Genomic DNA, 11,341 nt, shown 5'->3' on the forward strand with positions numbered 1-11,341 from the left:
TGCTTCGAGCCTGACTCCCACGGGCATGAAAGGATATTCCATGAGCGGTATCAACGACTACATCGACAATGAAGTGAAGGGCAACGACGTCGTGCTTTTCATGAAGGGTACGCCCGGCTTTCCGCAATGCGGATTTTCCGGCCAGGTCGTGCAGATCCTCGACTATATCGGCGCCGACTACAAAGGCGTGAACGTCTTGGACTCGGCCGAGCTGCGCCAGGGCATCAAGGACTACTCCAACTGGCCGACGATCCCGCAGCTCTACGTCAAGGGCGAATTCGTCGGCGGCTGCGACATCATCCGCGAAATGTTCCAGGCCGGCGAATTGCAGACCTTCCTGGTCGAGAAGGGCGTGAGCGTCAAAGGCGCCGCCTGACTTCAGTATCGGGCATGTCGATATCGACATGCCCCGGCCACCGGGGCGGCCCCACCTCGGCAATTTTTTACATCCCGGATCCCGGGACCAGGACGAGCCAATGCGCCGGCCCGCCGGCGCGTTTTCGTTTGAGAGATCGGACTTGCCGTGGACCAGCAGAAATCAGCGCCGCAAGGGGCAAGCACCTTGCCCGGGGCAAGCACCTTGCCCGGGGCAAGCACCTTGCCCATTCCGCGCTGGGAGTTCATCGCGCTCTGCGCCGCGCTGATGGCGCTCAATTCGCTGGCCATCGACATCATGCTGCCGGCGCTGCAGCAGATCGGCGCCTCGCTCGGCGTCGAGAATGAAAACCACCGGCAATATGTGATCACCGCCTACATACTGGGTTTCGGCGGCGGCCAACTGTTCTTCGGTCCGATCTCGGACCGGTTCGGACGCCGTTCGCCGCTCGTCGCCGGCCTGATCATCTATGTGGCGGCGGCCGCAGCGGCCGCCATCGCGCCGAGCTTTGAAACACTTTTGATATGCCGCGCCGTGCAAGGCATCGGCGCGGCCGCCACGCGCGTCATCGCGGTCTCGATCGTGCGCGATACATTCGATGGCCGGCGTATGGCCGAAGTCATGTCGCTGATCTTCATGGTGTTCATGGCCATCCCGGTCGTGGCACCAGGCATCGGCCAGTTCATCATGCTGTTCGCTACCTGGCATTGGATCTTCGTCACCATGGCCGTCGGCGCCCTGGTCGTGTCGGCATGGTCGCTGCTGCGCCTGCCCGAGACGCTGCATCCCGAATACCGCCGGCAACTGACGGTCTCCTCCATTGTCGGCGGCTTCCGCATCGTGCTCACCAACCGCATCGCGCTCTGCTATGCCTTCGCCAGCACGTTCATCTTCGGCGCCATGTTCGGCTTCATCGCCTCGGCGCAGCAGATCTATGTCAACGTCTTCGACGTCGGCGAGATGTTCCCCGTCATCTTCGCCGGTGTCGCGGGCGTGCTCGCCTTCTCCAATTATCTCAACTCGCGCCTCGTCGGCCGCGTCGGCATGCGCCGCCTGTCGCAAAGCGCGCTGCTGCTGTTTCTGGTGATCAGCCTGGCCTGGCTGGTGGTTTCACTCGAAACGAAGATGCCGCTCTGGCTGTTCATCACCTTCTTTGCCGGCGCCATGCTACCGTTTGGCTGCCTCGGCGCCAATTTCAACGCATTGGCCATGGAGCCGCTTGGCCAATTGGCCGGCACGGCGTCGTCCATCCTGGGTTTCATGCAGACTTTTCTCGGCGGCATCCTCGGCACGCTGATCGGCCAGGCTTTCAACGGCACGGTGACGCCGCTGGCCGCCGGATTCTGCAGCGTCTCGGTTGCCGCGCTGCTGATGATCCTGATTGCCGAGCGCGGCAAGATGTTCCAGCCGCAGAACGCACCCGTTTCAGGGCACGTCACCGATCTGCACTGAGACAACACACGCCTTGAGTTTTGTTTGGCTTAAAGCCAAGCCGGGGCCAAGCGACGTGCGTCAGGATGTATCTTCGAGCGAGCCGTGAAGCGAGGAGAAAGCATTCGCCCCGCGATCGCCCCGCCCATGCCATCTGAAAAGGGCAACGGTAGAGCGTCGTCGAGTGCCTTGATGATGGATGCCACGAAGGCACGGCCGAGCTGGGAATCGGTTCCCAAGTCGGAATAGGTGGCACGAGGCTTGCCGATCAGCGTGCCGTTGCGGCGAAGCGAGAACCGCAGTGTCAAGGACATGCCCGCGGTTCCTGGCGGCGGCTGCCAGCACGCATAGATGGCGTCCGACATCTCCTTGATGGTGTCGATGGGATCGGTGCTACGGCAGAGGCGCTCTTGCGGGAGCGCCTCGTTGCAATTCGCAAACAAGGTAAGTGCCGCAAAAACCGCGAACCGACGTTTCATTCGAGAGCCTCCGCCAGAACGCAAGGTTCGACCGTACAACCCAACAGTTCAAGCCCCAGGAATTGATCCTATTCCGCCCACAGCTCGCGGCGCAGTTCCTGCCAGCTGTCCTTGTCCGGCGCGACAAGCAGGCCGCCGTCGACATGCGAGGGCAGATAGGCGCTGCCGTCGACACGCGCGGCATGGCCGCCGGCTTCCTGATGGATCAGCACGCCCGGCAGATGATCCCAGGGCATCAGCTTGTTGTAGACGACAAAATGCGCATGCCCGCTGGCCAGCAGGCGATATTCGTGCGCGGCGCAGCGATAGGCGAACTGCGACAGTGCCTTGGTCTGGTTGCGCGCAAGGCGGGAGCGCTCCGGCTCGTCGAGATATTGCCAGGAGACCGCGCCGGTCATTTGCGAGATCGGAACGGGTGCCGCCACATGCACTTTCTCCAGGCTGCCATGGGCATGCCTGATATGGCTGCCGGCACCCCTGGCGGCGATCAGCCAATCCTTGCCGACAGGATCATGGATGATGCCCGCGACCGTCTCGCCCCTGACCACGACCGCCAGCATGACGCCGAACAGCGGTACGCCGGATGCGAAATTGAAGGTGCCGTCCACCGGATCGATGGTGAATGCCAGTTCGGCGTCGCCCAAGCCGTCGAGCAGCGCCGGATTGTCGGAGCAGGCCTCCTCGCCCACCACCATGGCCGAGGGATAGCGCTCGCGCAGCCTGGCGGTGATCAGCCGCTCGGCGTTGACATCGGCCTCCGTCACCAGGTCTGCGGCGGAAGTCTTCTGCCTGATATCGCCATCGCTCAATCGGCGAAAGCGCGGCATGATTTCGGCTTGGGCTGCCTCGGCCAGAATGCCGGCCAGCCAGTCGATCGCGGTATCGTCAAATGTCATCGGGAATATCTTGCCTGGTCGCGAGGGTTTCATTGAGGGCGGCGAAATCGAACAGCTTTCGGTCGAGCAAATGCGACGGCCTGGTGTTGGACAGAGCACGGATCATCGTGTCCTTGCGGCCAGGCATGCGCTTTTCGATGTCTTCGAGCATCGCCTTCATGGCGTTGCGCTGCAGCCCTTCCTGGCTGCCGCAGAGGTCGCAGGGAATGATCGGGAACCGCATCGCGGCGGCGAATTTCTCCAGATCGACCTCGGCGCAGTAGCTGAGCGGCCGCAACACCATGACGTCGCCGTCGTCGTTGAGCAGTTTTGGCGGCATGGCGGCAAGCCGGGCGCCATGGAACAGGTTCATGAAGAAGGTTTCGAGAATATCCTCGCGATGATGGCCGAGGACCAGGGCCGAACAGCCCTCCTCGCGCGCGATCCGGTAGAGATGGCCGCGCCGCAGCCGCGAGCAGAGCGAGCAATAGGTGCTGCCTTCGGGGAGCTTGTCGGTGACTACCGAATAGGTGTCCCGGTATTCGATCCGGTGGGCTATGCCGTTGGCGTCGAGATAGTCGGGCAGGATGTGCTTGGGGAAATTCGGCTGGCCCTGGTCGAGATTGCAGGCCAGCAACTCGACCGGCAGCAGCCCGCGCCATTTCATGTCCAGCAGCAAGGCTAGCAGACCGTAGGAATCCTTGCCACCAGATAGCGCCACCAGCCAGCGCTCGCCGGGCTTCACCATCGAGAAGTCCTCGATCGCCTGGCGGGTCTGCCGCAGCAGCCGCTTGCGCAATTTGTTGAACTCGACCGAGGACGGCACCTCGGCGAACAGCGGGTGAGAGCCGCCTTCGGCGGCCGGTTCAAGTGTTTCGATGTCTGGCTGCATGTTCATGGCGCGACGGCCCCGGATGTGACTTCCGCCGGCTTAGCGCATTGGCCGGAAAATCGAAATTGATTTCAGCGACACACCGCAAAGCGGATGCCCGAAACAAAAAGGCCGCCTCGATGGGCGGCCTTTCCGGTATCGCAGAAAAGCGTTCGCTTAGCGCGAATAGAATTCGACGACCAGGTTCGGTTCCATCTGCACGGCGAACGGAACGTCGGCGAGGCCGGGGATGCGCGAGAAGGTCGCGACCATCTTGTTGTGATCGGCATCGATGTAGTCCGGCACGTCGCGCTCGGCGAGGCCGACCGACTCGAGGACGATGACCAGCTGCTTCGACTTTTCGCGCACTTCGACGACATCGCCCGGCTTGCAGCGGTACGAGCCGATGTTGACGCGCTTGCCGTTGACGTTGACGTGGCCGTGGTTGACGAACTGGCGGGCGGCGAAGATGGTCGGTACGAACTTGGCGCGGTAGACGACCGCGTCGAGACGCGATTCGAGCAGGCCGATCAGGTTCTCCGAGGTGTCGCCCTTGCGGCGGTCGGCCTCTTCATAGACCTTGCGGAACTGCTTTTCCGAAACGTCGCCATAGTGACCCTTCAGCTTCTGCTTGGCGCGCAGCTGCAGGCCGAAGTCGGAAAGCTTGCCCTTGCGGCGCTGGCCATGCTGGCCGGGGCCGTATTCACGCTTGTTGACCGGGGACTTCGGGCGGCCCCAGATATTTTCGCCGAGACGGCGGTCGATCTTGTATTTCGCGGATTCGCGCTTGCTCATCGCATTCCCTTTTCAAAACAACACACCCGGCACCTCATGGTCCGGGTGAAGGAAACGCGCCCTCCTCTGGCCTCCGTTTTCGAGACCTGACAGGGTTTTCCCACGCAACGCGGCGGAAAACCCACGGGACACGTCAGTTCAAACAAGATCGGAAACGACTGTCGTGACAGATCTTGCGTATACAAAACAAACACCGGACATCGCTGCCCAGCGTTGGCGGCTGGTTAAACCGAGATTTAACCGGTGTCAAGCTTGTGAGTGGCGCGGCGTGGCGCAACCGTATAGCGTTTAGGGCGTTGATGCGATGCCGGATGTGGCGGGAGGTTTGCGCCAGCGGCACCAAGAAGGGACTGGAGCTAGAGGAGCCCAATTGCATGAAGAAGTTCTTCCTTACCCTGGCAGGCGCCGCGGTGCTTGCAGGATCGATGGCGGTGGCCCCGGAGCCGGCGATGGCGCGCCATTGGCATGGCCATAGACAGGTCTGCCGCGTCATCGTCAAAAAGAGAGTGGTGTGGCGGCATGGTCATCGCAGGGTGATCGTCGAGAGAGTACGGCGCTGCCGCTGGTAGGCATTTCAACGCGACAATCCCAAGGCCAGCGAACCGTCGCTGGCCTTTTTTCATTCCAAGGTAGTCTGGCTCGAAGCGCTCGATCCTAGGATTTTTTCGCCGGTAGTCCCTTACGCTTCGTCTCGGCGAATTCCTCGAGCTGCTTTTCGCTCATCGATTCATACATGCCCTTGGAAGCGCCTTTGAGTTCGCTTTTCTTGGTCTCGCCGCGTTTGGCGGAGAGTGCGGCGCCGGCGGCCTTCTGCTGGGCTTTCGAGGTGGCTGGCATGGCGGGTTCTCCTTTGCTGTCAAGAGAAACGCCGCGTTTCGGCGGCGGTTCCAGCGCCTGTGGCCCGTTCCGGTCCACCCGGCGCCAGCCGGTGGCCGGCCAGGCGATTTTCGTTGGCAGCCTTCCCGTGTCCGGAACCCCAGTGTAGGACGGCTCAATGAAATCCCTGACAGATCCCTCACAGGCTCTCTCCACTGGCCTGGCGAAAATCCGCACCGAATTACACGTGCCGGATGGATTTCCGGCTGATGTAGTGGCCGCGGCCGAGGCGGCGGCCAAACGTGTGCCCGACCAGCATGCCGATCGAAGGGCGATGCCCTTCGTCACGCTCGATCCGGCTGCCTCCACCGACCTCGATCAAGCGTTCTCCATCGAGGCGAGCGGCGGTGACCTTCTGCTGCACTATGCCATTGCCGACGTGGCCTGGTTCGTCGATGACGGCGACACGGTGGATCTCGAGGCCTGGACGCGGGGCGAGACACTCTACATGCCGGACGGCAAGGCCGGGCTCTACCCGCCGGTGATTGCCGAGGGTGCGGCAAGCCTGTTGCCGGACGGACCCCGTCCAGCTGTTATCTTCACGGTCCGGGTTGCGCAGGACGGCGCGACGAAATTGGACGGCGCGGAGCGGGCAATCATTCAAAGCCGCGCCAAGCTCGCCTATGACAGCGTGAAGGCTTCCGACGTTCCGGCCGGCTTCGCCGAAATGGCGCTGCGCATGGCAATGAACGAACAGCGCCGTGGGGCTTCCCGCGTCGATCCACCCGAGCAGGAGGTGGAGAGGCTTGCCGATGGCACATACCGGCTTTCGTTCAGACCGCTGCTGCAATCCGAGCAGGACAACGCAGCACTTTCGCTGGCCGCCAACATGGCGATTGCCGATGCCATGTTGGCGCACCACACCGGCTTGTTTCGGGTGATGTCGGGGCCGGATGCCTTCAAGGTTCAAAGACTGCGCAACGCGGCACAGGCTCTCGGACTGTCCTGGCCGGCCTCCACCGGGTTGCGAGACTATCAGCGAACCCTCGACCCTACCGATCCGCGACAGGCGGCGCTGATGCTGGAAATCCGCCATGCAAGCCCCGGCGCGTCCTATCAGCCCTATCAGGACGGCGTTGTCCCCTGGCATGAGGCGATGGCCGCGACCTATGCCCATGCAACGGCGCCACTCAGGCGACTTGCCGATCGCTATGTCGTGCGCTGCGCGCTGGCTATCGCCAACGGCCAGCCCGTGCCCCAGGCTGTCACCGACGCGTTCGCCAGGTTGCCGAAGGCGATGGGACGTGCCGATAGCCGCGCTTCGCAGATCAACCACGCGGCCATCGACCTTGCGGAGGCGATAATGCTGGAAGGCCGCGAGGGTGAGACATTCAAAGCCGTCGTCACCGACTTCGTCGACCATGGCGTGCGCGTTCAACTTGCCGACATGCCTGTGGTCGCCACCGTGAAGGCCTCCGGCCCCAGACAGGGCGACGGTCTGATGCTAATGCTGGTCCTGGCCGATCCTGATCAACGCAGGATCGTTTTCGAACCTGTTTGAGTGGCGGGCAGCTCCGCCACTGTCTAAGTGCACGGTCAGCCCAAAACCCTGCATAAGGCGGCTGACGGCGAAATCCGCCTTGCCCGAGGTGAAGACCGCGATGTCGGGCTCGCCCTGCGGCAGCGCCCCATCGATGGGCGGCAGCAGCGAAAGGGCACGCCGTGCGATCGCCTCGGCCGGATCGATCCAGTCGACCGGCCACGGCGCGGTCTTGCGCATGCGATTGACCAGAAAGGGATAGTGCGTGCAGGCCAGCACGACGATATCGGTGCGCATACCGTCACGCTCGATGAAGCATGGAGCGATCTCGGCGCGTACGGCCTCCTCGTCGACGAAGCCCTCGCGCATGTAGGCTTCGGACAGGCCCGCCAGCCTGTCGCTGCCGACCAGGCGGACATGGCATTTCTGCGCCCATTTGCTGATCAGGTCGCGCGTGTATTGCCGCTTCACCGTGCCCGGCGTCGCCAGCACCGAGACCAGCCCCGAGCGCGTGCGCTCGGCCGCCGGCTTGACCGCAGGTACCGTGCCGACAAAGGGATGGCCGGGAAAGGTCTCGCGCAAAGCGTCGATTACCAGCGTCGAGGCGGTATTGCAGGCAATGACCGAAATGGCCGGCTTGAACCGGTCGAGCAGTCTGGCGAACAGCTCCAGTATATGGATGCGCAGCGCCGGCTCTTCCCAGGCGCCAAAAGGAAAAGCGGCGTCGTCGGCGACATAGATGAAGCGACGGTCTGGCATCAGGACACGCGCCTCGCGCAACACGGTGAGCCCGCCGACGCCGGAATCGAACATCAGGATCGGCTGCTCAGTCATTGTCGGTTCCCTTGCCGCCGAGCGGCGGCGTGTCCGCATCGTCGCCGTTAGCGTCCGTCACCCGGCCAGCAGCCTCCGCTTTGCGCGCGCGCGCGGCGGCCGCGGGCAAACGCCGCGGGTCATCGCCCGGTGACCCATCGCCGCGCGGCATCGCGGGTGAAAACCGGTCGAGCGACGAGATGATGCCGCGCAACACCTTGAGCTCCGGTTCGGCGAAGCCGGCGCGCGTCAGCACGGCGCGCAGATTGTCGACCATTTTCGGCTTCTTCGGCGCCGGCCGGAAATAGCCGCGCGCTTCCAACGCGCCTTCCAGATAGGCGAACAGGCCGTGCAATTCTTCCTTGCTTGCCGGCTTCATCTCCGGCCCCGAAAAATTGGTTCTGGTCTCGTCCTCCAGGCCCGACTTCATCCACTCATAGGACATTAGCAAGGCCGCCTGGGCGATGTTGAGCGAGGAGAAATCGGGATCGACCGGGAAAGTGACGATCTCGTCGGCAAGGCCAACCTCGTCATTGTAGAGACCGAAGCGCTCACGACCGAACAGGATACCGGTGCGTTGCCCCATTCCGTGACGGGCACGCAGCATCCTGCCCGCTTCCACCGGGCCGCGCACGGATTTGAAGCCGTCGCGCTGCCTGGCGGTGGTGGCGAAGACGAAGTTCAGGTCGGCGAGCGCCGAGGCCAGATCCTCGTAAACGGTGACGGCATCGATGACATGGTCGGCACGGCTGGCGGCGGCGCGCGCCTTCTCGCTCGGCCAGCCGTCGCGCGGGTTGACCAGGCGCAGCTCCGACAGTCCGAAATTGGCCATGGCGCGGGCGACCATGCCGATGTTTTCGCCGAGCTGCGGCTCGACCAGAATGATCGCCGGGCCGGCGGCTGCGGTGTTAGCGGGGTCTTTGGTGATAGGCATGACTGTCAATGAACTGCTGTTTGCGGCATTTCAGCGTCCCCTGCCATATTCGGCCGTGAAAATGAAGCATTCGCAAATGAAGGCGGCCATGCCTCACATTCGTGACAGATCGCCGTTTGCGTGGCCAAAAGCGCTTTGATATAGGGGCGGCATCCCCCGGCCGACGCCACGCGGGCAAGGCCGTCCCATTCCCAGCAACGAGGCATTCTTTCCATGGCGAAGATCAAGGTGGCGAACCCGGTCGTCGAACTCGACGGCGACGAGATGACCCGCATCATCTGGCAGTTCATCAAGGACAAGCTGATCCACCCTTATCTCGACCTCAAGCTCGAATATTACGACCTCGGCATCGAGCATCGTGACGCCACCAACGACCAGGTGACCATCGATTCGGCCAACGCCATCAAGAAATACGGCGTCGGCGTGAAATGCGCGACCATCACCCCCGACGAGCAGCGCGTCGAGGAATTCAAGCTGAAGAAGATGTGGAAATCGCCCAACGGCACCATCCGCAACATTTTGGGCGGCACCATCTTCCGCGAGCCGATCATCATGAAGAACGTGCCGCGCCTGGTGCCCGGCTGGACCAAGCCGATCATCGTCGGCCGTCACGCTTTCGGCGACCAGTACCGCGCCACCGATTTCCGCTTCCCCGGCAAGGGCAAGCTGACAATCAAGTTCGTCGGCGAGGACGGCCAGGTGATCGAGCATGACGTATACGACGCGCCCGGCGCCGGTGTCGCCATGGCCATGTACAATCTCGACGAGTCGATCCGCGAATTCGCCCGGGCGTCGCTGAACTACGGCCTGCTGCGCAACTATCCGGTCTACCTGTCGACCAAGAATACCATCCTCAAGGCCTATGACGGCCGCTTCAAGGATATTTTCCAGGAGGTCTACGAGGCGGAATTCGAGTCCGAGTTCAAGTCGAAGAAGCTGTGGTACGAACACCGCCTGATCGACGACATGGTGGCGTCGAGCCTGAAATGGTCCGGCGGCTATGTCTGGGCCTGCAAGAACTATGACGGCGACGTGCAGTCCGACACGGTTGCGCAGGGTTTTGGGTCGCTCGGCCTGATGACCTCGGTGCTGATGACGCCGGATGGCAATACCGTCGAAGCCGAAGCCGCGCACGGCACCGTCACCCGCCACTATCGCCAGCATCAGAAGGGCGAGGAAACCTCGACCAATTCGATCGCCTCGATCTTCGCCTGGACGCGTGGCCTAGCGCACCGCGCCAAGCTCGACGACAACGCGGAACTGAAGCGCTTCGCCGAGACTCTGGAAAGGGTCTGCATCCAGACCGTCGAGAGCGGCTTCATGACCAAGGACCTGTCGCTCTTGATCGGCCCCGACCAGCCCTGGCTCTCGACCACCGGCTTCCTCGACAAGATCGACGAGAATTTGCAGAAGGCGATGGCGTAAGTACCCGTAGTTCCAAATGCGAAGGCTCCGAAAGGAGCCTTCGCATTTTAGGGCCGGCGAAAGCGAAGGGCCGACAGCATGACCAAGCCAATCCTCTACGGCGCGGATTACAGTGTGTATGTGCGCATCGCGCGGATGGCGCTGGAGGAAAAAGGCATCGACTACGAGCTGGTGCCGCTCGACATCTTCGCCTCCGAGGGCATTCCCGCTTGGTACCTCGAACACCACCCGTTCGGCCGCATCCCGGCTTTCGAGCATGACGGCTTTCGCCTGTTCGAGACTAGCGCGATCGCGCGCTATGTCGACGAGGCGTTCGACGGTCCGGCGCTGCAGCCGACGGACCCGCGCAGTCGTGCGCGGATGAACCAGATCATCGGCATGCTCGATGCTTATGGATACCGGTCGATGGTCTGGGACGTCGCGGTCGAGCGGCTAGAGAAGGCGGAGCCCGACGAGAGCTTGATCGCCTCTGGCCTGCGGCAAGCCGAAACGGTGCTCAAGGTGCTGACGTCGCTGAAGGCACAAGGGCCTTGGCTGCTTGGCGACCAGCTGACCTTGGCCGACCTGCATGCGGCGGCGATGATTGGCTATTTCGTCAAGGTCAGCGAGGGGCGCGAGCTTCTCGCCCAGTTCGCCGCTATAAGCGACTGGTATGAGCGCATCGCCGCTCGTTCGAGCTTCGCGCATACCGCGAAGGCCGGTTGATCCGGCGACAGCCGCAATCGTCGTCCCGCCCTAGAAGCAGGCCGATCGCTTGCGGACCCGTCGACGCCAGCGCTGCCCCTCATCGCCCTGCCGGGCACTTCTCCCCGTATAGTGACGGGGAGAAGGACGATGTCATCGATGGTTTCGCCAAATCGCCAGCGTTGCAGAAGCCAGCGTTGCAGAAGAAAGTGCCGAGTGCGCCATAGTGTCCAGCGGATAGATGGGTAACAGAATGAACCGGATACATAGGTAACAGTTTTCTCCCCCTAAGATGCGGTTGC

The 11,341-nt window shown here is 62.6% G+C and carries 13 protein-coding genes; 6 read left to right on the top strand and 7 right to left on the bottom strand.

The features are described from left to right. The first annotated feature begins 40 nt into the window (after positions 1-40). Together grxD and FJW08_RS26300 are read left to right on the top strand one after the other, a co-directional pair. On the top strand, positions 41-376 hold the full coding sequence (gene grxD, locus FJW08_RS26295) for a Grx4 family monothiol glutaredoxin (protein ID WP_013895877.1): 336 nt from the start codon (positions 41-43) through the stop codon (positions 374-376). A gap of 228 nt (positions 377-604) precedes the next feature. Beyond that, positions 605-1,828 carry a multidrug effflux MFS transporter gene (locus tag FJW08_RS26300; RefSeq protein ID WP_181178294.1) on the top strand — a complete coding sequence of 408 codons (1,224 nt, stop codon included), beginning with the start codon at positions 605-607 and terminating at the stop codon, positions 1,826-1,828. A gap of 29 nt (positions 1,829-1,857) precedes the next feature. Here the strand turns inward: FJW08_RS26300 and FJW08_RS26305 are convergent, their stop codons facing one another. The 4 genes from FJW08_RS26305 to rpsD form a co-directional block, all read right to left on the bottom strand. Continuing rightward, positions 1,858-2,286, bottom strand: coding sequence for a cell envelope integrity protein TolA (locus FJW08_RS26305; protein ID WP_140812892.1), 429 nt, complete (start codon positions 2,284-2,286; stop codon positions 1,858-1,860). A gap of 68 nt (positions 2,287-2,354) precedes the next feature. Next, positions 2,355-3,182, bottom strand: a complete 828-nt coding sequence (locus FJW08_RS26310) for an inositol monophosphatase family protein (protein ID WP_140812893.1) — start codon at positions 3,180-3,182, stop codon at positions 2,355-2,357. After that, positions 3,172-4,059: a tRNA 2-thiocytidine(32) synthetase TtcA gene (ttcA, locus tag FJW08_RS26315; protein WP_140812894.1), complete on the bottom strand. Its 888-nt coding sequence runs from the start codon at positions 4,057-4,059 to the stop codon at positions 3,172-3,174. Before ttcA ends, FJW08_RS26310 begins: the two co-directional genes overlap by 11 nt. Positions 4,060-4,209: 150 nt before the next feature. Next, entirely contained in the window at positions 4,210-4,827 is a 618-nt protein-coding gene (gene rpsD, locus FJW08_RS26320; RefSeq protein WP_140755188.1) for a 30S ribosomal protein S4, read from the bottom strand. A gap of 374 nt (positions 4,828-5,201) precedes the next feature. Here rpsD and FJW08_RS26325 point away from each other — a divergent pair, with 374 nt between their 5' ends. Beyond that, positions 5,202-5,396 (top strand): hypothetical protein, encoded by a 195-nt coding sequence (locus FJW08_RS26325; RefSeq protein ID WP_140755190.1) that lies wholly within the window; start codon positions 5,202-5,204, stop codon positions 5,394-5,396. Between the two features lie 85 nt (positions 5,397-5,481). On the opposite strand, the gene FJW08_RS26330 is transcribed toward FJW08_RS26325, so the two are convergent. Continuing rightward, positions 5,482-5,664, bottom strand: coding sequence for a DUF3008 family protein (locus tag FJW08_RS26330; protein WP_140755192.1), 183 nt, complete (start codon positions 5,662-5,664; stop codon positions 5,482-5,484). Between the two features lie 157 nt (positions 5,665-5,821). On the opposite strand from FJW08_RS26330, the gene FJW08_RS26335 reads away from it, so the two are divergent. Then, positions 5,822-7,204 carry an RNB domain-containing ribonuclease gene (locus FJW08_RS26335; RefSeq protein WP_140812895.1) on the top strand — a complete coding sequence of 461 codons (1,383 nt, stop codon included), beginning with the start codon at positions 5,822-5,824 and terminating at the stop codon, positions 7,202-7,204. Here the strand turns inward: FJW08_RS26335 and murI are convergent. Continuing rightward, positions 7,148-8,017: a glutamate racemase gene (gene murI, locus FJW08_RS26340; protein ID WP_140812896.1), complete on the bottom strand. Its 870-nt coding sequence runs from the start codon at positions 8,015-8,017 to the stop codon at positions 7,148-7,150. The two genes, FJW08_RS26335 and murI, sit on opposite strands and share 57 nt — an antisense overlap. Beyond that, positions 8,010-8,930, bottom strand: a complete 921-nt coding sequence (locus FJW08_RS26345) for an RNA methyltransferase (RefSeq protein WP_140812897.1) — start codon at positions 8,928-8,930, stop codon at positions 8,010-8,012. Before FJW08_RS26345 ends, murI begins: the two co-directional genes overlap by 8 nt. A 213-nt stretch (positions 8,931-9,143) precedes the next feature. On the opposite strand from FJW08_RS26345, the gene FJW08_RS26350 reads away from it, so the two are divergent. Further along, on the top strand, positions 9,144-10,355 hold the full coding sequence (locus tag FJW08_RS26350) for an NADP-dependent isocitrate dehydrogenase (protein ID WP_140812898.1): 1,212 nt from the start codon (positions 9,144-9,146) through the stop codon (positions 10,353-10,355). 78 nt (positions 10,356-10,433) lie between these two features. Further along, on the top strand, positions 10,434-11,060 hold the full coding sequence (locus FJW08_RS26355; RefSeq protein ID WP_140755202.1) for a glutathione S-transferase family protein: 627 nt from the start codon (positions 10,434-10,436) through the stop codon (positions 11,058-11,060). Positions 11,061-11,341: the final 281 nt, after the last annotated feature.

The sequence above is a fragment of the Mesorhizobium sp. B3-2-1 genome, from assembly GCF_006439515.1.
Lineage (GTDB): Bacteria > Pseudomonadota > Alphaproteobacteria > Rhizobiales > Rhizobiaceae > Mesorhizobium.

What these genes read in the sequence shown, in the direction of transcription:
- grxD (WP_013895877.1), top strand. Translation starts at nt 41, where the DNA reads ATGAGCGGTATCAACGACTACATCGACAATGAAGTGAAGGGCAACGAC.
- FJW08_RS26305 (WP_140812892.1), bottom strand. Translation starts at nt 2,286, where the DNA reads ATGAAACGTCGGTTCGCGGTTTTTGCGGCACTTACCTTGTTTGCGAAT.
- FJW08_RS26310 (WP_140812893.1), bottom strand. Translation starts at nt 3,182, where the DNA reads ATGACATTTGACGATACCGCGATCGACTGGCTGGCCGGCATTCTGGCC.
- ttcA (WP_140812894.1), bottom strand. Translation starts at nt 4,059, where the DNA reads ATGAACATGCAGCCAGACATCGAAACACTTGAACCGGCCGCCGAAGGC.
- rpsD (WP_140755188.1), bottom strand. Translation starts at nt 4,827, where the DNA reads ATGAGCAAGCGCGAATCCGCGAAATACAAGATCGACCGCCGTCTCGGC.
- FJW08_RS26325 (WP_140755190.1), top strand. Translation starts at nt 5,202, where the DNA reads ATGAAGAAGTTCTTCCTTACCCTGGCAGGCGCCGCGGTGCTTGCAGGA.
- FJW08_RS26330 (WP_140755192.1), bottom strand. Translation starts at nt 5,664, where the DNA reads ATGCCAGCCACCTCGAAAGCCCAGCAGAAGGCCGCCGGCGCCGCACTC.
- FJW08_RS26335 (WP_140812895.1), top strand. Translation starts at nt 5,822, where the DNA reads ATGAAATCCCTGACAGATCCCTCACAGGCTCTCTCCACTGGCCTGGCG.
- murI (WP_140812896.1), bottom strand. Translation starts at nt 8,017, where the DNA reads ATGACTGAGCAGCCGATCCTGATGTTCGATTCCGGCGTCGGCGGGCTC.
- FJW08_RS26345 (WP_140812897.1), bottom strand. Translation starts at nt 8,930, where the DNA reads ATGCCTATCACCAAAGACCCCGCTAACACCGCAGCCGCCGGCCCGGCG.
- FJW08_RS26350 (WP_140812898.1), top strand. Translation starts at nt 9,144, where the DNA reads ATGGCGAAGATCAAGGTGGCGAACCCGGTCGTCGAACTCGACGGCGAC.
- FJW08_RS26355 (WP_140755202.1), top strand. Translation starts at nt 10,434, where the DNA reads ATGACCAAGCCAATCCTCTACGGCGCGGATTACAGTGTGTATGTGCGC.